This is a genomic window from Kluyvera sp. CHPC 1.2972 (assembly GCF_036759925.1).
In the GTDB taxonomy this organism is placed as follows: Bacteria; Pseudomonadota; Gammaproteobacteria; order Enterobacterales; family Enterobacteriaceae; genus Kluyvera.
The window spans coordinates 83,907-105,330 of the sequence record NZ_JAPKIB010000009.1 but is presented as its reverse complement, the minus strand read 5'-3'; the positions used below and the strand labels follow the sequence as shown (position 1 = coordinate 105,330).

The window sequence follows — 21,424 nt, the reverse complement described above, 5'->3', positions numbered from 1 at the left end:
TATGAGTCAAAAAATAATGCACATAAAATCATTAATTCACTATTCTAGGGTCTACACCCCGTAATCAAGGTTTGCTTGTGAATACGAATAATATCTTATATAACATTAATTAATGTTTTATCTGACGGAATTTTACATTCATCGCAATTGACCCCCGCCCCGCTCTGTGCCTTAATGTACAAACCGCCCGTCTATGGGTATAACATAAGGACCCCTTTGTGAGCCAGGTTACCAGCCTACGAAAACGACACCGATTTAATGGTCGAATGACCCGTATCGTACTGCTTATCAGCTTTATCTTCTTCTTCGGACGCTTCGTCTACTCCTCCATCGGCGCGTGGCATCACCACCAGGACAAAAAAGAGTCCCAGCAGAGCAGCCTGTCGCAAAAGACCTCCCCCGTTCAAACCGACGACCGTTAACGCCCTTTTTTCCGACACCGAGATTCCTTACCGAATGGCTAAGAGATTGATTTTTAACCATCCGGTAAGGAATTTAGTCGTGTTTTATCCCCGTTCTGACACCTCAGTCTCAATTCGTACTTTATTGGCAAAAAAATAATTTCCCGCACAATTACACAAACTTTTCTCTTTCTACTGCCGCAACATGCCGCGCTGATTTTTTGTTGCATCAATTAACCGTCTAAAAAAACGACGTTAAATGTGTAAATAATCGCTAATACATAACTCCAAAAGCACCCTACTCATAAATATATAAATTCTTTGTATATATGTTGAATATTTAATTGAATCTTCCACCATTAATTTTAAAGCGGCAGGGTTTTTACCATGAAAGGTTTTACGTTATTTCCCAAAATAAGAAGTGGATTGGAGTGGATGTCAGGACATAGCGATGCGGTTATCCAGTTCGGCTGGAACATCGTTGCCGCGATTATTCTGTTATTTATTGGTAAATTTATCGCCCGCCTGCTCTCTCGTGGGCTGGAAAAATTGCTGCTAAAACGCAAAGTGGATATCACCATCGTGCAGTTCTTTACCGCACTGGTTCGCTATATCACGCTCGCATTTTCGGTGGTCGCCGCGCTGGGGCGCCTGGGCATTGAGACATCATCCATTATCGCCGTCATCGGTGCCGCAGGCCTGGCCATCGGCCTGGCGCTGCAAAGCTCGCTGTCAAACTTCGCGGCGGGGGTGATGCTGGTCTCTCTGCGCCCCTTCCGCGCGGGCGAAGTGGTGCAGATTGGTACCATGACCGGCACCGTTGAGAAGGTACACATTTTCTCAACCACACTGCTGACCGGTGACAGCAAAGAAGTGGTGATCCCAAACGGCAAGATTATTGCCGACAATATCATTAACTACTCACGCCACCCGTACCGCCGCATCGATCTGGTGATTGGCGTAGGCTACCAGAGCCGCATTGCCGACGTGAAAAGCGTCATCACCCAACTCATCGAGCAGGATAAGCGTATCGACCAGAAGCGCGGTTTCACCGTGCGTTTAGGTGAACTGGGCGCTTCCTCGCTGAACTTCTACGTTCGCGTATGGGTGCGCAACGCCGAGTACTGGAACACCTACTATGACCTGCTGGAGAACATCAAAGAGGCGATGGATGCTAACCACATCGACCTGCCGTACCCGCAAATGGATATCCGCGTAGAGAACGTCGCCAATCGGCCTCAGCAACAGCTGCAACTGGTCGACTAAACCTGGCGCTCCCCTTCCATCTTAGAGGGGAGCGTGTTGCTGCAACAGTCGGATAACTTCCGTCATCCCCTTAGTCAAAATTTTATCCTGCCGCATCACGATGCCTAACTGGCGATAGAGCGGCGGCGCCAGCGATCCTACCCGTAGCCCTTCGGCATCACGATGATGCTCCACCGCCATCCGCGGAATAATGCTGTACCCGAGCCCCGCTGCCACCATGCGTTTAATCGCTTCTATGCTGCCCAGTTGCATCACCGGCGTCACCTGAAGCCCTGCCTGCTGGAACCAGCCGTCAATCAGGTCACGCGTTCCGCTGCCGGCTTCAAACGCAATCATCGGCAGCTTCTGTAGCATTTCCAGGTTGAGTTCACCCTGCAATTCGGCGCTGATAACGACAAACTCTTCGCGTAAAACCGGCATGATTTCCAGGCTACGCCCGCTGGCGGGCAACGTGACCAACCCTAAATCAAGCCGGTTTTCTTCGACTGCCCGAGTAATATCCAGCGTATTGCCGGTCGTAACGCCCACCGCCAGCATCGGGTGCTGCTCACGCAGACGCTGCAGCAAGGATGGTAAAAGATGGATACAGGCCGTGGCGCCGGTACCAAGCGCAACCATACCGCTCACGGTCTGCTGACAATCGTTCACCGACTGCACCGCCTTGCTAACCGCCTGCTCGATACGCTCACCATGCAGCAACAGCGCCATGCCAGCCGCGGTGGCCTTTACCCCGCGTCCGGTACGTTCGATAAGCCTCGCCTGCAGAAACTGCTCAAGCTGGCGCACCTGCAAGCTGACGGCGGGTTGAGAAATACCCAACACATCGGCCGCCGCCGAAAAGCTGCCGCGCTGAACCACTAAACGAAACGTTGCCAGGTATCCTAGATTCAGCGTCGTCATTCAAAGTTTCTCTTATCAGGGTCATAAAGGGAGGGCTCTGCCTGCACAATAGCGCGCAGGTTATGCTGCCAGCAACTGCATAACTGACGAGAAGATAATGAAAACACCTGCCGCATCGCTCCCCATCACCCTCGCTGCCGGAGGCAATCAGCTGATCAACTGGGGGATTTCGTTTTATATGCCGGGCACCTTTGCCCGCGCGATTGCGCAGAATACGGGATGGGCATCCACGCATATTTACCTGGGCCTGACGCTGGCGATGCTGATGATGGCGCTGATCTCCCCTTGGGTTGCCCGCCTGCTGGCGCATTTTGGCGGCCAGCGCGTGGTGGTCTGCGGAACGTTACTTATTGCCGCAGGCTGCCTGCTGATGTCAGCGATTAACACGCTTTTTGGCTGGTACATCGCCTGGCTGATAACCGGAGTCGGCATGCGTCTGGCGCTCTACGACGGGCTTTTCGCCGCGCTGGTGAATCTATACGGGCAGAGTGCTCGGGCGACAATCTCTCGCGTGACGCTTGCCGGTGGGCTTGCTTCCGCGCTGTTCTGGCCGCTGGGTGCGGCACTGCTGACGGTCACCGACTGGCGGGGAGCATTGCTGGTTTATGGCCTGCTGGGGATCGTGAGCGCACTGCTGTTGCTGCGTTTGCCTAACCAGAAGCTGCCGCCGGTTCCTGCTCGCCATATCTCGTCAGCCTCGCCGCACGACCGCCGTATCGGCTTATTGTATGCCGCGCTGATAGCGCTGGTAACGTTTATCTCTAACGGCACCTCGACCCACCTGCCGGAATTTATCACAGCTCACGGGTTGCCCATTGCCGTCGGTATGCTCTGGGGCGTTGGGCAGACCGGCGCGCGCTTTCTCGAAGTCGCCTCCGGTTCAACGCTCACACCGATGAAGCTTACTCTGCTCACCACCTTTTTCATCCCGTTCTGCTTCGCCCTCGGCATAAGCAGCACCCATATCGCCTGGGCCGCCGGGGGTTTTGTCCTGGGCTATGGCGCGATCAACGGCTTAACCACGGTCTTCAAAGCGACCCTACCGCTTCAGCTGTTCGCTGCCGAAGAGTACGCCCGGCGCACTGGCGTATTGTTGATTCCCGCGCAGCTGCTCGCCGCCGCTTCGCCGTTTGCCTACGCGTGGCTGAATCATCGTCTGGGAATAAATGGCAGCCTGATGCTCTCCGCTATGCTGGCGCTGATTGTCGCCGGGCTGGCGGTGTCGATTGCGCTGTGCCAGGCTAGTCGCACAATAAAAACACGTGAAGCACAACCTTTTCGACAAGGATAAGCCCATGCACCTGCAATCTGAGCATCTCGCCCTACGTCCAGTGGCAGCAGACGATCTCGACGATCTTTATCGCATTTACGGTGACCCTGCGACCAACACCTTTAACCCAGCAGGCCCGCATGCGGATCTCGCGCACTCTCGCCAGGTGTTGGCTGGCTGGCTTGAGCATTTCAACGTTTATGGTTTCGGCAACTGGGCCATCAGCCTGCGGGAAAACCCGCAGCGGGTGATAGGTTTTGGCGGGCTACGTATCGTGGAATACCCCGATTGCACGGTAAACAATCTGGGCTACCGCTTTGCGCCTGAAGCCTGGGGTAAAGGGCTGGCCACGGAGTTTTCGCTGACGGCAATTGATTATGCGTTCAACATGCTGAATTTTGAGGAGGTGGTGGGCATCGTGCGTAAAAACCACCTCGCCTCGCAGAAGGTATTGCTGAAGTGCGGGCTGACGCTGGTGCGGGAAATTGACGATGTGCCAGGGAAGGAGCCTAGCCTGATGTTCAGGCGGCGACGTGGCTAGCTAACGCTCCAGTCTTCGAGGTGCAGCCCACTAATGCGCTCAAACTCACGAGTATTATTGGTGACCATAATCAGCCCGAGCGAACGAGCATGGGCGGCCATCATGCTGTCATACGGGCCAATAGGGGTTTCCGCTTTTGCTAGCTCAGCCCTTATCTGCCCGGTCAGAATGGCGGCGTCATTGCCGTAGTTCAGTACTTCCAGCCGAGCAACAAAACCTTCGACTACGCGCAGATTTTTTTCCGGAACAGCAGATTTTTCGGCACCGTAAACCAATTCAATCAAGGTAACTGAACTAATGCACATCCTCCCATAGTGCCGGGTGAACGCTTCACGTACTTCCTGCAGCTTATTCTTGATGGTGTAAATACAAATATTAGTATTCAGCTCTTATTTGAGCATCGGAACGTTTCCCTATCCTGTTCACCCGGCTGTTCCCGCATCTCCATAAAATCTGATGTGACGCTTTCACCATCAAACCAGCTATCCCAGCTCTCGCCTGCTGGCGTGATCACTCGCGTCCGCCCGATAGCAATAATATCGACATGTTTGACGTCTTCCAGCATTGCTACCGCTTTTGGTAAACGCACCGCCTGGCTGCGGTTGCTTCTTAATATCGTTGTTTTTTCCATCGCGACCTCCAGCGGCTATTTTTTGTACTCACGAATAGCATAATGGCATTCTGGGATATACAAGCTAGATATTATGCACCGGTAAGGCTCTCTTACCAACCGCCCCATTATCAACGTTAATATTTAATTATTAAAAATCAATCAAATAACATTATTTCACTACCTAACACCATAAAAATAGCATACTAGCTATTGGTACGAATTAGATCACAACTTAAGTTGCTCAAATTCGGTCCGACACACAACATACACGCAGGTATTAGTGAATCTAGACAATAAAGGTGCTAATTAAAACTTCAACCACTGAGAGACATGTTTTGTTAGCCTAAACATAAAAGTACAGTGCGGAGGAATGAATTTGCGATTTTTAGCCTGACGGCCCATCAATCCCTGATGATCTCCTTCTTGCCAGAGATCAAGGCCGAGTAATTTTCTTTTGCGGGGCGGGCGTATCCAGAGCACGTGCTCAACTACCTGATTTCTTTGGATTAGCAAGCCAAGTAGTTGCTCGACTTGGTGTCGACCAAAATAGTCCTGCCTATAGACTAATCCAAGAAGCTAGAGAGATTGACCAGCGTGTTGGTATACCCGGCGTCATATCTGCTGACCGTGTTTTCGGGCTTCTAGAAAGAGACTTTTCCTCACGCGATATCGAGGAGGCGGTAGCATCTGCATTAAAACCACCTGCGGATTGCGATCTGACTGCACACAGGATTTTGCTAGACTTAGCGACGACGCCAGAAGGCACTGTTCAATTAGTCACGACGAACTTCGACAGGTTATTTGATGACTGCGGTCGCAATCTTCGCGTATGGCAACCACCGAGATTACCGGACCCTTCACTTCCAAATGAGATCAACGGAATAGTTTATCTCCATGGTCGCTCAACACCGACTTATACAGCTGCTGAGAATGATGGCTTTGTTCTCTCAAGTTCAGAATTTGGTCGCGCATATCTATCGGACGGATGGGCAACAACCTTCATTCGTGAAATACTTGGAAAGTATATTGTTGTATTTGTTGGGTATACGGCCGACGATCCTCCAGTCCAATACCTTCTTGAAGCTTTGCGTAAAACTTCAGGGAACCGCGAAAAAGCTTACGCTTTCCAATCTGGCGACCATAACGATGCCATCGCACGATGGCGACACAAAGGTGTTAAGGCCATTCCATATAGTCCAGATAATGCACATGCTGCCTTATGGCAATCTCTTGACGCTTGGGCAGAGCGAGCCCGTAATCCCGATGCCTGGTTCGCAAAGGTTCTTGAAACATCTAAAAAAGGACCGACAGCGCTTCAACCTCATGAACGAGGTCAGGTGACACATGTTATTTCAACCTACGAAGGCGTAAAGAAGTTCTGCGAGGGAGAGATTCTCCCCCCTGCTGAATGGCTTTGCGTGTTCGACAAATACCGACGATTCGCGAGACCGGTTAATTCAATTTCACTTAGTAGCAAAGAATCCTATATTGATCCATTCGATCTATATGGCCTTGATTCAGACCCCTTGCCGACTAAACCAGATCCTGAAGATAATTATGCCAAGCGAGAAACACCATCCAATGCGTGGGATGCTTTCGAACTTAATCATCTTGATAAAGCAGCGATCCGCGATGAAAATCTTACTGCGTTTCGCGGTCATTGGGCTAATCATTTCCCATATATTGTTCCGCGTCTAGATAAATTAGGCGTATGGCTCGCAAAGGTTTGTGACCAGCCTGCTGCTGTATGGTGGGCATCCCATCAATCGTCACTTAATCAGAACATTCAACGGCGCATCTCTTTGGAGCTAGAACGAAGCAATCCCCCAATACGTCAGAACATTCGTAACTCATGGCGCTTGCTTTTTGAAACCTGGAGCCACGTCGAAGACTTTTATCACGAGTGGTATAACCTGCAAGGTGTCATTAAGGTTGAGGGATGGAGTAGCGCTATAGTTAGGCGGTTTGGAGAGGTGCTCCGTCCCCACCTTTCTGCAAGGCCTTCTTCCAGGAATGCATCAAAGCCGCCCGAAGTAGAGACCGCTCAGGCATATGAAGATCACTTGCTGTGGATGGACGTAAAATATCCTGAAACGCACGAAAAAATTACTATTCCTGATGAATGGTGTTTCACAATTGTTAAAGCCCTACGACAGAATCTCGAACTTGCTCTTGCACTTGAACAAGAAATTGGTGGCTATGACCCTAGAAATATTAGCCCATTAGTCAAGGATAATATTGAAGGTGCCGACGATTATCATCGAACGCATGGACTTTCAGCATTAGTTATCCAGTTTTCGGAGCTGTTTACGCAACTAGTTCAAATTAATAAATCTGCAGCTAAACGAGAATTTTTATCATGGCCTACAGAAGATGACACCGTTTTTGCTCGGCTACGAATATGGGCATCAGGAAAAAAAAGTATTGTTTCAGATAATGAGTTTGGGCAATTCATATCATCATTAAGCAATACCGCATTCTGGGATCGTTATCATCAACGAGACCTATTACTGGTCATCGCAGAACGATGGAAAAAACTCAGTAGAGCGTCGCGTCAGTTAATCGAACAAAAACTGTTGATTGGCCCGGAGCGATGGCAGCGCGAAAAGATTGCAGCCTTCGATAGCAGACGAGCTTGGTCAATTCTAAATCGTATTCACTGGCTTCAAAACTCAGAATGCAAGCTTTCAGCCAGCACCCGTAAACAAGCGAAACTACTCCGTACTGCTGTGCCCGACTGGAAAGAGGATTATTGCGAGAGGGCTGCTGAATCGCTGGAAAGTAGGGCTGAATGGGTCAGAACAAACACCAGTCATGAGGAACTAGCAGAAATCCCCCTTTCACTAGTACTGCTGCGAGCAAAGGAACGTAGTGGTCGATCAGACAATTTTCTCGTCGAAAACGATCCTTTTTCCGGCCTAGCCTCTCAGCGCCCTGTGCGCGCTTTTGCTGCGTTGACCAATGCTGCCAAACGAGGAAATTTTCCAGATTGGGCATGGCAACGGTTCCTTACTTCAGAGGCACGGAAGAATGACAAGACAAGATTAGTTTGGTTGATTACAGAGCGACTATCTCGTTATCCAAATCCACAACTTGCAACAATTCTCCGCCCCGCGACCGATTGGCTAAAAGATGCCAGTGCAAAGCTAAGCAAAGACTATTCTCCTATTTTTGACCGTATTTTGAGGAAGCTGCTTGGCGTCCTCCGTGAATCGCCTAATGAAGGACGTTCGGGTATTATTCGGGGCTCAAAGGAACCAGACTGGACGATGGAAGCGATTAATTCACCCACTGGTAAGATCGCGCAGGCGCTTTTTAATGATCCCCGTAGTAATAATCTCAATCGAAACCAAGGCATTCCTTCCGAATGGCTTGTTCAGGCTGAGGAACTGTTGTCGCTTCCAAACGAGTTGCGCAGACATGCAATTGTGATTTTTTTTCACAATCTCAATTGGTTTTTCGCTGTCGATCCAAAATGGACAGAGCATTACTTATTGCCTGTGCTTCAGGATAACGACAAGGAGGACCGCGACGCAGCATGGTCGGGCTTCCTGTGGGGGGCGAGAACTCCAAATCGAGAGCTCTATATGCGGTTGAAAAATCACATGCTGCAGTTCGCCGTTAACCCTCTCCCATCGCGACGCTCGAATGGTGAAATCATCGCAGGTATGATCCTTGCTGGGTGGGGAACTGTTGACGACATCACCGGCGAGCGTTGTATCTCCAATGAAGAGATGCGCAGCTTACTTTTGACAGTCGATGACGAGTTTCGATCCCGAATACTATGGCAGGCTCAACGATGGTCTGACGAGATAAACGAAAACTCAAACGAACGATGGAAAGGACAGCTTCCCGAACTGCTGCAGATTTGGCCGCGCCAACTTTCAGCCAGAACACCCAACACGTCGGCTCGCCTTTGCGAATTGGCTTTCTCTAGTGGCGATGAATTTCCTACTATAGCTGCATTGGTTTTACCGTTCTTGGGCAGAATCGAGCGTGACCATTTGATGCTGCCAAAACTTCGCCGATCAGGCGGCGACATAGTAGACCGGTACCCGGAGCAAGTGCTGGCTTTACTTCATACCGTTCTACCAGACAACGCGTTGGCATGGCCACATGGGATAGAAGATATATTGAAACAAATAGGGGAAGCGGACAGCTCGCTAAATAGCGATAATAGACTAATTTCTCTGAAGCGACGATGGGACGCAAGGTGATGCACGACATTCCACATGATGCGCGATCTTGATGCAACGAATACTCAAGCCCCATACCTCATCAGGAGTGGCTGATGCGCGTTTCCAATACCATGCTAGAGTCATTTAGCTAGTAATGGTATCGACATTTTTTCATGGCATGCCAAAGGCATGCCATGAAAAATACCGTTGGTGATAGTGATAGATAGTTATTGAATATAAATTATCATAATAAAATCAATAAATTAAATACAATCTCATTCCCACTCAATCGTAGCCGGCGGCTTACCGCTGATGTCATACACCACGCGGGAGATACCGTTAACTTCGTTGATGATGCGGTTGGATACTCGGCCGAGGAAATCGTACGGCAGATGCGCCCAGTGTGCGGTCATAAAGTCGATGGTTTCCACAGCACGCAGGGAGACAACCCAATCGTACTTACGGCCATCGCCCATCACGCCAACGGAACGTACCGGCAGGAACACGGTGAACGCCTGACTCACTTTGTTGTACAGGTCGGCTTTGTGCAGTTCTTCGATGAAGATAGCATCCGCACGACGCAGCAGGTCGCAGTACTCTTTCTTCACTTCGCCCAGCACGCGAACGCCGAGGCCTGGGCCTGGGAACGGGTGACGGAACAGCATGTCGTACGGCAGGCCCAGTTCCAGGCCAATTTTACGCACTTCGTCTTTGAACAGCTCACGCAGCGGTTCAACCAGACCCATCTTCATCTCTTTCGGCAGGCCGCCCACGTTGTGGTGAGATTTGATGACGTGCGCTTTACCGGTTGCGGAGGCCGCAGATTCGATAACGTCAGGGTAGATAGTCCCCTGCGCCAGCCACTTCACGTCTTCCAGCTTCAGCGCTTCTTCGTCGAACACTTCAACGAATACGCGACCGATGATCTTACGTTTGGCTTCTGGGTCGTTTTCGCCTTTCAGCGCGTCGAGGAAGCGCTGCTCACCTTCGACGTGAACAATGTTCAGACCGAAGTGGTCACCGAACATGTCCATCACCTGCTGTGCTTCATTCAGACGCAGCAGACCGTTGTCGACGAACACACAGGTCAGGTTTTTACCGATGGCGCGGTGCAGCAGCATCGCGGTAACGGAGGAGTCTACGCCGCCGGACAGGCCGAGGATCACTTTATCGTTGCCAACCTGCTCGCGGATGCGGGCAACGGCGTCGTCGATGATTTTCTCTGGGGTCCACAGCGCTTCACACTGGCAGATGTCGCGAACAAAACGCTCCAGCATACGCAGGCCCTGACGGGTATGGGTCACTTCCGGGTGGAACTGCACGCCGTAGAAGCGTTTTTCTTCGTGCGCCATAATGGCGAACGGGCAGGTCTCGGTGCTGGCAACGGTGACGAAGCCTTCCGGGATGGCGGTAACCTTGTCACCGTGACTCATCCACACGTCCAGCAGCGGTTTGCCTTCAGCGGTCAGCGCGTCTTCAATGCCGCGGATCAGTGCGCTGTCGGTCTGTACTTCAACCTGAGCGTAGCCGAACTCACGCTCGGTGGAGCTTTCAACGTGGCCGCCCAGCTGCATTGCCATGGTCTGCATGCCGTAGCATACGCCGAATACCGGCACACCCGCGTTGAACACGTACTCTGGCGCACGTGGGCTGTTTGCTTCGGTGGTGCTTTCCGGGCCGCCGGAGAGGATGATACCGCTCGGATTGAACTCACGGATTTGCGCTTCAGTAACATCCCATGCCCACAGCTCGCAATAGACGCCCAGTTCACGTACGCGACGTGCAACCAGTTGGGTGTACTGGGAACCGAAATCAAGGATGAGAATGCGATGTTTATGAATATTGTCTGTCATTTGACGTTAGTTCCGAGGCAAGTGAAACAATAACAAAGCGCCCAACCTGTAAAGTATAGGGGTTGGGCGCGGAAACTTATCAGGAGCCCATGCGGTAGTTCGGGGACTCTTTGGTGATGGTCACGTCGTGAACGTGGCTTTCCTGGATACCCGCACCGCTGATACGCACGAATTCAGCCTTCGTACGCAGCAGGTCGATGGTACCACAGCCGGTCAGACCCATACAGGAACGCAGGCCGCCCATCTGCTGGTGAATGATCTCTTTCAGGCGACCTTTATAGGCTACGCGACCTTCGATACCTTCTGGTACCAGTTTGTCGGCAGCGTTATCGCTCTGGAAGTAACGGTCGGAAGAGCCTTTGGACATCGCGCCCAGGGAGCCCATACCACGGTAAGATTTGTAAGAACGGCCCTGATAGAGTTCGATTTCACCCGGAGATTCTTCGGTACCAGCCAGCATGGAGCCTACCATCACGGCAGCGGCACCAGCAGCGATCGCTTTGGCGATATCACCGGAGAAACGGATACCGCCGTCGGCGATAACCGGAATACCGGTACCTTCCAGCGCTTCAACCGCGTCGGAAACGGCGGTGATCTGCGGTACACCGACGCCGGTGACGATACGGGTAGTACAGATGGAGCCAGGGCCGATACCGACTTTAACCGCGCTGCAGCCAGCGTCTGCCAGCGCACGAGCGCCCGCGCCGGTAGCCACGTTGCCACCGATGATCTGCAGGTCTGGGTATTTTGCACGCGTTTCACGAATACGCTGCAGAACGCCTTCAGAATGGCCGTGGGAGGAGTCGATCAGCAGGACATCAACGCCCGCGGCAACCAGCGCATCAACGCGGTCTTCGTTGCCCGCACCCGCACCAACCGCTGCGCCTACGCGCAGACGACCTTTCTCGTCTTTACAGGCGTTTGGTTTACGTTCTGCTTTTTTGAAGTCTTTAACGGTGATCATGCCCAGCAGGTGGAAGCTATCGTCAACCACCAGCGCTTTCTCTACGCGGCGTTCGTGCATCTTAGCGAAGACCACGTCACGGGATTCGCCTTCGCGAACGGTAACCAGACGATCTTTCGGAGTCATGTAGACGCTCACCGGCTGGCTCAGGTCGGTCACGAAGCGCACGTCACGACCGGTAATGATACCGACCAGTTCGTTGTCTTCGGTCACAACCGGATAGCCTGCAAAGCCGTTACGCTCGGTCAGCTCTTTCACTTCGGCAAGCGTGGTGGTTGGCAGGACGGTCTGCGGGTCGGTAACCACGCCAGATTCGTGTTTCTTCACGCGGCGAACTTCTTCCGCCTGGCGCTCGATGGACATGTTTTTGTGGATAAAACCAATGCCGCCTTCCTGTGCCAGGGCAATTGCCAGGCGCGCTTCAGTCACGGTGTCCATTGCCGCAGAGAGCATAGGAATGTTCAGGCGAATTGTTTTGGTCAGCTGGGTGCTGAGGTCAGCAGTGTTCGGCAGAACGGTAGAATGAGCGGGAACGAGGAGGACGTCGTCAAACGTCAGGGCTTCTTTTGCGATACGTAGCATGGGCAATATCTCACCTGGGAGGTTATTAAATATTGCCGCGGCATTATACAGAGCGTAACCGATTGCATCCACACTTTTTTGCAAAAAAACCTTGCGCTCCCCGGTAAGCATGTTACTTTCGACTGAATAACTTGCTGATTTAGAATTTGATCCCGCTCACATGTTATCCTCACAAAGCCCCTCAATTTTTACCGTTAGCCGCCTTAACCAGACGGTGCGTCTACTGCTTGAGCAGGAGATGGGCCAGGTGTGGATTAGCGGCGAGATTTCAAACTTCACCCAGCCCGCTTCCGGCCACTGGTACTTCACCTTAAAAGACGATAACGCCCAGGTGCGCTGCGCGATGTTCCGCAACAGCAACCGCCGGGTGACGTTCCGTCCGCAACATGGGCAGCAGGTGTTAGTTCGCGCCAATATTACGCTGTACGAGCCGCGCGGTGATTATCAAATCATCGTTGAAAGCATGCAGCCAGCGGGCGAAGGGTTGTTGCAGCAGAAGTATGAGCAACTGAAGGCGAAGCTCCAGGCCGAAGGCCTCTTCGACCAGCAGTTTAAACAGCCGCTCCCCTCTCCGGCACACTGCGTTGGGGTCATCACCTCGAAAACTGGGGCGGCGCTGCACGATATTCTGCACGTCCTGAAACGCCGCGATCCGTCGCTGCCGGTGGTGATTTACCCTACCGCCGTGCAGGGCGAAGATGCACCGGGGCAAATCGTTCGCGCCATTGAGGTGGCCAACGCCCGCGGCGAGTGCGACGTGCTGATTTTCGGGCGCGGCGGCGGCTCGCTGGAAGATTTGTGGAGCTTTAATGATGAGCGCGTGGCGCGGGCTATTTTTGCCAGCCGCATTCCAGTCGTGAGCGCCGTCGGTCATGAAACCGACGTCACCATTGCCGATTTCGTCGGCGACCTGCGCGCCCCCACGCCGTCCGCCGCAGCAGAAATGGTCAGCCGCAATCAGCAGGAGTTAGTCCGCCAGATCCAATCCGCCCAGCAGCGTCTCGGTATGGCAATGGACTACTACCTGGCTAACCGCAGCCGTCGTTTTACCCAGCTTTTCCATCGCCTCCAGCAGCAGCATCCACAGCTGCGTCTGGCGCGCCAGCAGACGACGCTTGAGCGTCTCCGCCAGCGCATGAACACGGCGCTGGAAAATCAGATGAAACAGGCTAATCAGCGCCGGCAGCGCATGCTACAGCGTCTGAATCAGCAGAATCCTCAGCCGCGCATTCATCGCGCCCAGTCGCGCATTCAACAACTGGAATATCGTCTGGCCGAGAATATTCGCGCCCGCCTGAGCGAACAGCGTGAACGCTTTGGCAATGCGGTGACGCATCTGGAAGCCGTCAGTCCACTGGCGACGCTCGCGCGCGGCTACAGCGTCACGACCGCCAGCGATGGCAAAGTGCTGAAGCAAACGAAGCAGGCAAAGGCGGGAGAGATGCTGACGACGCGTCTGGCCGACGGCTGGGTGGAGAGTGAAATCCGCACGGTGACCGCGCAGAAGAAAACGCGAGCGCGTAAAAAAGCCGACTAAACGCTGAGAATGACCGGGCATTTATGCCCGGTCAGAGACGTCCATTACTCACCGACAGGCGCCCATTCCACCCGTTTTTTCGATATCAATCCGTGGCCGTTCTGGCAGAAGTAGTCCACCGCACCGCAGGCTTTCAACACCTCCAGCGGTTTATGACACTCCGGGCAGCGCGCCTCCAGCGTAAAATCTTGCTCGCAGCGATCGCAGTGGGCCTGGTTACCCTGCACCTCCAGCGAGGCCTGACAAGTTGGGCAGATGAATTCCATGACGACTCCTTAACTCGGTTCTTGTGCCGCTATTTTACCACGACTCACCGCTCAATGTTCCCCACGCAGCTGCTGCTGGATACGCAAAAGCGTCTCCACTTCCGCCATCCGGCGCTGCGTCAGTTTCGCCACTTCGTCCGGGGCGCGGAAAAACAGGCTGCGCTTACCGAGGATGTGCTCCGCGAGGCAGTGCGCGTAAATGGCGCCCGGCCGCGTCCAGCGCATCACGCTATCGCCATCAATCAGCTCCACGCTTTCACCGCCAGGAGCACGAGTCTGGCTGATAATCCTACCGTCGCGCAGATAAATGCGGATCCCTTTACGCTCTACGCCCGGCCCGGCGTATTTGTTCAGCCACAGATTCACCGGAATATGGCCTAGCGTACCTTTGAGATGCGCCTCCCCTTCCGCCGTTTCGACATCGCCGCGTGCAATAGGCCGCCCCAGCCGGTCCTTAACCTGCTCCGCCACCAGCTGAATATCATCGCTACCGCCGAGATAGCGCACCGTTTCACGCATCATGGCCAGCACGTGGGTGCCGATATCGACAATCACACCGTCAGGATGGCGAAATTCACGGGTATCCGGCTCGCCGGTGGTAAAGTTCAGGGCAATCGGCTCCCCGGCGGCGTTAAAGCCGCTTGGCTCCAGCAAAAAGCCGTCGATGCCGGCAATATCGTCCAGCGAAGCGACCAGCGGTGCAGCCACGCTCGCGGAATCCTCCGGCTGCCAGCGGTCGTCCATTTTCCCCTGTGCCAGACACCACGCACCATCGCGCGCCATCCAGTGGTCCAGCGCCAGCACGCGCGGGGCATTATCTTCATGGGCAAGCAACTGACGCAGGCTATCAATCTGCCCCAGGGTGGCGGCGACCGGTTTCTCCACCACGATGCGCGAAATATCGGCACGCAGCGCCTGTTCCAGCGCGGGCAGATGCTGCAACGAAACGGTGGTGATAAACAACACATCGAGCGGCTTTTCCAGCAGCTCCGCCAGTGACGCACAGGCGCTGACACCCGGCAGCGTGCGCTGAGGGTTCAGATCGTATCCCCACAACGAGGAGATTGGGAACGACAGTCGCGCTAGCGCAGGAAGATAGGCGGTTTTCACCACCGCCCCCAGGCCGATAAATCCAATATTCATAATTTCCGACTCACGTATAAGTAAACGACATTTAGCGCCATTATGCGTGAAGCGCCATCGTGAATTATTGTTCACGATGGGCTATCGGGTTACAGAACCGCGCGCAATCGCGCAAAACCTTCTGCCAGATCGGTTTTCAGATCATCCATATCTTCGAGGCCAATCTGGATGCGCAGCGTCAGGCCGCCTGGCTGCCAGGTGGTGGCGGTACGATAATCAGCGCAGTTAAACGGAATCATCAGGCTTTCGAACCCGCCCCACGAATACCCCATGCCAAAAATGCCCATATGATCCAGCATGTTCGCCACGCCCGCTTTGGTAAATTCCGGCTTAAGCACGAAAGAGAACAGCCCGGATGAACCGGTAAAATCGCGCTTCCACAGCTCATGCCCCGGGCATTCCGGCAGCGCCGGGTGCAGCACTCTCATCACTTCAGGGCGTTCGCTCAGCCAGTGCGCCATCTCCAGGCCGCGTTTTTCCGCCTCTTTCAGGCGTAGATGCATGGTGCGCAAGCCACGCAGCGCCAGGAAACAGTCTTCGGCACCGGGCAGCATCGCCATCAAATCGTAGGTCTGGCGAAGCTGAGGCCACCAGCTTTCATTGGCTGACACCACGCCCATCAGCAGGTCGGAATGGCCACCGAGATATTTGGTCCCTGCCTCCAGCGACAGATCGCAGCCGTGCTCGTGGGCGCGGAAGAAAATCGGCGTCGCCCAGGTGTTATCGATAATGGTGGCAATATTGTGCTTTTTCGCCGCCCGGGTCATCGCTGGAACATCCTGAATCTCAAAGCTTTGCGACCCTGGGGATTCGAGGAACAGCGTGGTGGTATTGGGCCGGAACAGACTCTCAATGTCCGCCCCAATCAGCGGGTCGTAGTAGGTGGTTTCGATGCCCATTTTGGTGAGCATCCCGGCGCAGAAGTTGCGGGTTGGCCGGTAAACGCTGTCGGGCATCAGCAGGTGATCGCCCGCTTTCAACGTGGTCAAAAGCGACAGCGCAATCGCCCCCAGGCCCGACGGCGACAGCACCGTACCCGCTGCACCCGCCAGCGCACTCCACGCATTCTCCAGGCTAGCGATAGTCGGCGTGCCCATGGTGCCGTAGTTAAACTCCGCGCGGTTATGTTCAAGGTCACTCACCGTCGGGAAAATCACCGTCGAGCCGCGATAGACCGGTACGTTCACAAAGCCCGCCTGTTTGCTGGCATCCCGGCCAAGCTGGGTGATTTGAGTGCTGATGTTAAAGTCGGATGTGGATCGATTACTCATGGATTACCTCATAAATTTCCCTGGTCGCGAAAACATCGTAACCACCGAACGTTACTCAAAGAACTTAAAGAAGGGCGATAGACACAGCAAGATGCCGAAGAAAATGATGAACCAGACCCCAAGGCCTTTAAACTGATGCAGCACCTTCACCTTATAAACCAGATAGCAAGGGATCAGGCAGGACACCAGTCCAAACAGCGGACTGCCAAGCTGCATAAAGAACAGGATCGAGAAACGCGTCGAGATCCAGACCCACAGCGCGAGGATCACACCAATGCTAATTGCCACGTGCAGCACCTTCTGGTTGATCTTCTCTTCAGGCATAAAGCGGGTGATAACGTTCACCACGATGCCCTTAATCGCCTCCTGAAAACCGAGGTAGATGCCGAGAAACGCGGTGAGGATGGCAAAAATATTGAGCAGCGCACTCATCACTTTAACCACCGAACCAGGAATGACCTGGGCGGCGATGGCAAGCGCCGAAATATTCTGTTCAAAAGCCGATACCGCCTGCTCGTGGCTAATGGCAAAGGTGAACGAAAAAGCAAAAAACAGCACCGCAACGGCCAGAATAATATAGGCCACCCGGTTGGCGCGAATCGCCCGGTAAGTCGCAATACGTTTATCGGCTTCCATCTTGCGATAGGCGATATTCATTGGGCTTAATATCTGCACAAACAAAATAGAAAACAATGTAAACGGCAGCGTCAGAAACACATCACGCATAAACGTCAATATAGGCGGAAATGCGCTGATATTGCTGAAGTTCCAGTACGGCACCATCACCAGACCCAGCACCACGATAATGCCAAACTTCACGCACACCATGGGGCCAGAAACCTTAAACAGCAGCTTTTCACCCTGCGAAGCAATACAGACCAGCACCGTCAGGATAATCAACCCGTACCAGATAGAATCGGACAGCAGGCCTTTCGTCAGGCCAAAGGTTTGGATATAGGATGCGCTATCAAAGGTCACGGCCAGCGAGTAAGAAAACATACCGTGCAGCAGCATCAGGAAGTAGGCAATACCTAACCCCATCCCCCAGTTTTTCCCCAGATATTGGGTGATGACGCTGGCGTAATCCTGACAATCATCTGTTTCTGACAGCGTTTTCAAATAGAGGCTTTGCAGGATATAAATCGCCGGATATGAAATTGCCACCGAAGCGATAAAGACCCAAATACCCTTAATACCCACCTGTACTGGCATAAAAACGATGCCTGAACCAATAGCCATACCAATGCAGAGAATCACCCAACCAACATCATATTTCGTGAAGGGAACGGATTTATATAAATTATTAGCTTTATTTTCGAGTATCTCAGCCATTAAATGCCTTCCTATTTATAAGTGTTATTTAGAATAGAAACTCAAAAAACTGGATTGAGGTGTCTGTCAGCACAAATGTTAGGGGATATGGCAGGGATAAAGAAAGGTCTGAACGGTGTTAATCACTAACAATACCTTTGCGTTTAACGCAAAAATTGATAGCCATCTCAATTTTTGACCCTAACCAATAAAGACATTTAAAAACAAATTGTTACGCCATAAAAAGATTCTATTTTTCTTTCTAAGCCGGTTCGGGTAAGGTGACAGCAGGCGGCGTACTTTATTGCACATAGCGAACAGGTAAGCGAGCGGTTCGCCGTTTCCGTGATGGTGCTCAAATTTCGAAATCTTTACGGCTATTATTCAGCAAAAAAAGGGGTAGCGATGTCATTAAATAAAAATGCGGCGCTCGCAAAATTAAAAATTGATAACTATTCCATCTTTCATCATCTGAAAACATTTATCAAAGTGGTGGAGTGCAATAGCTTTTCTGCCGCTGCGCAAAAGTTGAATCTGACGCCCTCTTCCGTGAGCCGCAGTATCGCCCAGCTTGAGGATCAGCTCGGTGTCGTGTTGTTAAAGCGCACCACCCGTACCTTAATTCTGACCGAGCCGGGGCAATATCTGCTATTCCGCGCCCAGCGCCTATTAGAAGAGCTGGACGAGTCGCTGGCCAATATCGCCAGCTTTAACCATCACCCTCAGGGCAAGCTGCGCGTCACCTGCTCTATTGCTTTCGGCGTCGGTCATCTGATGCGTATTTATAGCGACTATCGTCAGGACAACCCGGACGTCACGCTCTCCGTCGATTTAAACGACCAGAACGTCAATCTTAACGAAGAGAATTTTGATATTGCCCTCAGAATTACCGCACACCCGCCTACCAATTTTGCGCTGCGCAAAATCTGCAAAATTAACTGGGTGTACTGCGCCAGCCGGGACTATTTCGCACGGCGCGGCGTGCCGCAACGGCTTGAGGATCTTGAGCAGCACGACTGCCTGATAAATCCTAACGTTTCCGATAACTGGCGCTATCAAAACGTCAACGGTAGCTTTAGCGCGCTAAAGGTGAACAGCATCATCGAAGTGAACAGCACGCTCGGGCTACTGCAGGCTGCGCTGCATCATCAGGGAATAGTCAGCCTGCCGACCTATATGCTAGGTGATTCGATTTCCCGGGGTGAGCTGGTGCCCGTATTGACGGAATATAGCACGAGGGAAAATGATTACAGCCTGTACGCGCTGTATCATCCGGGGCATTACCAGGATCCCAAGGTCAGAAGTTTTATCGATTTTCTGATCGAGAGCATCGGGGAAAACCCCAACTGGGATCGCTGGATGCAACGCCCCGCAGAGGCGTAGCGCGTTACTCGTTGCCCCACTCATTGAGGAAGTTGGCAATCTCATCAATACGCTGTGCGCTGATACCGGCTTCAGTCGCCATCTCCTGCTGGGCTTCTTCGCTGATCTCTTCGTTATTCATTAAACGGGTCAACAGCAGCTGGAAGTAGTGCGCCAGCGCATCCAGTTCGCTCTCGCCGACGGGCTTCGCCGATTCAGAGGCGTACTCTTCGGCAATATCATAATACTTCAGTGGAATGTCATTATTCATACATCGCTCCTGGGGTTAATCTCATTCTTCTCGGTTGAGCAGGTCTCAGACCTTGAGCATTTTTACCGTGGCTTCAATATCAATCTCATCTTCCGAGAAAATGAGCGTCGTGCCCTGGAAAGTGGTGATTGCCAGCTTTTTCAGCGTGCGCATTTCACCCGTTTTCTCCGCTGATTTCGGCTTGATGCTGTTCATCAGAAGCCCAACGGATAACACCGCATTCTCTTTATCAATACGGGTATCGGCAGGCACTTCCTCGCTGTACACCAGGAAGGATTTGATTGACGTAAGCTTGATGCGCTCGCCCGCGATATAGATATGTTTGCTTTCCGGGATAACTTTCACCGCGTAAGCAGACAGCCCTTTGTTGTTGGTGGTGGGTTCGAAGGTCACCGCGGCATCTTTTTTAATCAGATCGGGGTTGGCAACCTTAATCACATGAAAATAGCGGTTATCGCCGTTCTCATCTTTGATAAACCCAAAACCTTTATCTTTAAACCAGGTTGTGATTGTTCCGTTCATCGACCTTACCGCCTACTTTAATCGTTTGTTGACTCAATTTTTGCAGCGCGCAGTGTAAAGCACAATGCCTGTACAGACTACGTCTTTGGCTTAAGTCTGGATGATAATTTTCGCCTACGCGAGAACAACCTGCCATAAGCGGCGTCATAAAGCGGTTACGTTCGCTGCTCACTCCGGCAATTGTGCCCACGGTCGGGCCACATTCAGCCGTCGGTAAATCGACGGCGTGATACCGACGCGCTTAATGAAAGCCCGGCGCAGCACGTCGCTGCTGGAATACCCGCACTGGCTGGCGATCGTTTTCAGCGGCAGCGCGCCGCTTTCCAACAGCATTTTAGCCCGATCGATACGCCCAGCCTCCAGCCACTCTCCGGCGGCCATATTCATCTCCTGGCGAAACAGCCTGCCCAGATGGCGGGCGCTAAGACCAATATGGTCAGCCATATCCTGCAGGCTCAGCACCGTCGACAGGTTGGCAAGCGTCCAGCGCTGCAAATCCTGAAAGGCATTGCGGCCGGTCGTAGAGACCGCGCTGTGGCGTATAAAATGCCCCTGATTCACCGGACGGCGGAAAAACATCACCAGATTACAGGCTATCTCCTGCGCCACCTCGCGCCCCAGATCTTCTTCCACCAGCCGAATGGCTAAATCCATACCCGAAGTCACCCCTGCCGCCGTTCTGACCGGGCCGTCCGCGACATACAGCGCATCAGCATCGACCTCAACGTCTGAGAACGTCGCCATAAAGCGGGATGTCATGGCCCAATGGGTGGTGATTTTACGCTGGGCCAGCAGCCCCGTTTGCGCTAATAAAAATGCGCCGGTACAGACGGAGCCGTAGCGGCGGCTACTGTCACAAAGTCTGCGGATATGCGCGATTTGCTCATCGTTCAGCGTCTGTTGCCAGACTTCCGGCGCGCCGGCCAGCAAAAACGTATCCGGCTGTAGTTCCGTGGTTTCCGCCAGTTGCGTGTTCGCCACCAGTTTCACGCCGGACGACGCGTTCACCGTCATCTCTTCCAGTGCAATAACGGCAAACTCATACACCTCGCGATGTAGGATCCGGTTAGCCTCGGCAAAGACATCCAGCGGGCCGGAAACGTCCAGTAACTGAACGCCGGGCACAGCAAGTAGAGCAATAACGCGTTTCATGAGCGGGGTGTCCTGATTCGA

General features: G+C 52.8%; 18 protein-coding genes and 1 pseudogene. 7 read left to right on the top strand and 12 right to left on the bottom strand.

The window, feature by feature from the left end; translation table 11 throughout:
- The first annotated feature begins 218 nt into the window (after window positions 1-218).
- A complete protein-coding gene (locus V6944_RS15165; RefSeq protein ID WP_333499558.1) occupies window positions 219-422 on the top strand; it encodes a YfgG family protein in 204 nt (67 codons plus the stop codon).
- Between the two features lie 366 nt (window positions 423-788).
- Window positions 789-1,667, top strand: coding sequence for a small-conductance mechanosensitive channel MscS (gene mscS, locus V6944_RS15160; protein WP_333499557.1), 879 nt, complete (start codon window positions 789-791; stop codon window positions 1,665-1,667).
- Window positions 1,668-1,688: 21 nt separating this feature from the next.
- Here the strand turns inward: mscS and V6944_RS15155 are convergent.
- Window positions 1,689-2,592 (bottom strand): annotated as a pseudogene (locus tag V6944_RS15155) (LysR family transcriptional regulator).
- A gap of 72 nt (window positions 2,593-2,664) precedes the next feature.
- Between V6944_RS15155 and V6944_RS15150 the strand changes: the two are divergent.
- A complete protein-coding gene (locus tag V6944_RS15150) occupies window positions 2,665-3,858 on the top strand; it encodes an MFS transporter (protein ID WP_333499556.1) in 1,194 nt (397 codons plus the stop codon).
- A gap of 4 nt (window positions 3,859-3,862) precedes the next feature.
- Window positions 3,863-4,378, top strand: coding sequence for a GNAT family N-acetyltransferase (locus V6944_RS15145; protein WP_333499555.1), 516 nt, complete (start codon window positions 3,863-3,865; stop codon window positions 4,376-4,378).
- Here the strand turns inward: V6944_RS15145 and vapC are convergent.
- Together vapC and vapB are read right to left on the bottom strand one after the other, a co-directional pair.
- Window positions 4,375-4,764: a type II toxin-antitoxin system tRNA(fMet)-specific endonuclease VapC gene (gene vapC / locus V6944_RS15140; RefSeq protein WP_333499609.1), complete on the bottom strand. Its 390-nt coding sequence runs from the start codon at window positions 4,762-4,764 to the stop codon at window positions 4,375-4,377. The genes V6944_RS15145 and vapC overlap by 4 nt on opposite strands.
- Entirely contained in the window at window positions 4,761-5,009 is a 249-nt protein-coding gene (gene vapB, locus V6944_RS15135; RefSeq protein WP_333499554.1) for a type II toxin-antitoxin system VapB family antitoxin, read from the bottom strand. Before vapB ends, vapC begins: the two co-directional genes overlap by 4 nt.
- Window positions 5,010-5,725: 716 nt before the next feature.
- Between vapB and V6944_RS15130 the strand changes: the two genes are divergently transcribed.
- Complete coding sequence (locus V6944_RS15130) at window positions 5,726-9,208, top strand: SIR2 family protein (RefSeq protein WP_333499553.1); 3,483 nt, start codon at window positions 5,726-5,728, stop codon at window positions 9,206-9,208.
- Window positions 9,209-9,444: 236 nt separating this feature from the next.
- On the opposite strand, the gene guaA is transcribed toward V6944_RS15130, so the two are convergent.
- Both guaA and guaB read right to left on the bottom strand, forming a co-directional pair.
- Window positions 9,445-11,022 (bottom strand): glutamine-hydrolyzing GMP synthase, encoded by a 1,578-nt coding sequence (gene guaA / locus V6944_RS15125; protein WP_333499552.1) that lies wholly within the window; start codon window positions 11,020-11,022, stop codon window positions 9,445-9,447.
- A gap of 79 nt (window positions 11,023-11,101) precedes the next feature.
- A complete protein-coding gene (gene guaB / locus V6944_RS15120) occupies window positions 11,102-12,568 on the bottom strand; it encodes an IMP dehydrogenase (RefSeq protein ID WP_333499551.1) in 1,467 nt (488 codons plus the stop codon).
- A gap of 160 nt (window positions 12,569-12,728) precedes the next feature.
- On the opposite strand from guaB, the gene xseA reads away from it, so the two are divergent.
- Window positions 12,729-14,105 (top strand): exodeoxyribonuclease VII large subunit, encoded by a 1,377-nt coding sequence (xseA, locus tag V6944_RS15115; protein ID WP_333499550.1) that lies wholly within the window; start codon window positions 12,729-12,731, stop codon window positions 14,103-14,105.
- Between the two features lie 44 nt (window positions 14,106-14,149).
- Here xseA and V6944_RS15110 read toward each other — a convergent pair whose 3' ends face one another.
- The 4 genes from V6944_RS15110 to V6944_RS15095 form a co-directional block, all read right to left on the bottom strand.
- Window positions 14,150-14,371 carry a zinc ribbon domain-containing protein gene (locus V6944_RS15110; protein ID WP_333499549.1) on the bottom strand — a complete coding sequence of 74 codons (222 nt, stop codon included), beginning with the start codon at window positions 14,369-14,371 and terminating at the stop codon, window positions 14,150-14,152.
- 51 nt (window positions 14,372-14,422) lie between these two features.
- Window positions 14,423-15,514 carry a Gfo/Idh/MocA family oxidoreductase gene (locus tag V6944_RS15105; protein ID WP_333499548.1) on the bottom strand — a complete coding sequence of 364 codons (1,092 nt, stop codon included), beginning with the start codon at window positions 15,512-15,514 and terminating at the stop codon, window positions 14,423-14,425.
- Window positions 15,515-15,603: 89 nt separating this feature from the next.
- The gene (gene metC, locus V6944_RS15100) at window positions 15,604-16,785 is read right to left on the bottom strand and encodes a cystathionine beta-lyase (protein ID WP_333499547.1); all 1,182 of its coding nucleotides are present in this window, start codon (window positions 16,783-16,785) and stop codon (window positions 15,604-15,606) included.
- A gap of 51 nt (window positions 16,786-16,836) precedes the next feature.
- Window positions 16,837-18,117, bottom strand: coding sequence for an amino acid permease (locus V6944_RS15095; RefSeq protein WP_333499546.1), 1,281 nt, complete (start codon window positions 18,115-18,117; stop codon window positions 16,837-16,839).
- A gap of 384 nt (window positions 18,118-18,501) precedes the next feature.
- Between V6944_RS15095 and V6944_RS15090 the strand changes: the two genes are divergently transcribed.
- Window positions 18,502-19,479 (top strand): LysR family transcriptional regulator, encoded by a 978-nt coding sequence (locus tag V6944_RS15090; protein WP_333499545.1) that lies wholly within the window; start codon window positions 18,502-18,504, stop codon window positions 19,477-19,479.
- A gap of 4 nt (window positions 19,480-19,483) precedes the next feature.
- On the opposite strand, the gene V6944_RS15085 is transcribed toward V6944_RS15090, so the two are convergent.
- From V6944_RS15085 to V6944_RS15075, 3 genes are all read right to left on the bottom strand, one after another.
- Window positions 19,484-19,729: a DUF2543 family protein gene (locus tag V6944_RS15085; RefSeq protein WP_123650323.1), complete on the bottom strand. Its 246-nt coding sequence runs from the start codon at window positions 19,727-19,729 to the stop codon at window positions 19,484-19,486.
- 45 nt (window positions 19,730-19,774) lie between these two features.
- Window positions 19,775-20,251, bottom strand: a complete 477-nt coding sequence (locus V6944_RS15080) for a cold-shock protein (protein ID WP_333496806.1) — start codon at window positions 20,249-20,251, stop codon at window positions 19,775-19,777.
- 168 nt (window positions 20,252-20,419) lie between these two features.
- Window positions 20,420-21,403 carry a GlxA family transcriptional regulator gene (locus V6944_RS15075; protein ID WP_333499544.1) on the bottom strand — a complete coding sequence of 328 codons (984 nt, stop codon included), beginning with the start codon at window positions 21,401-21,403 and terminating at the stop codon, window positions 20,420-20,422.
- Window positions 21,404-21,424: the final 21 nt, after the last annotated feature.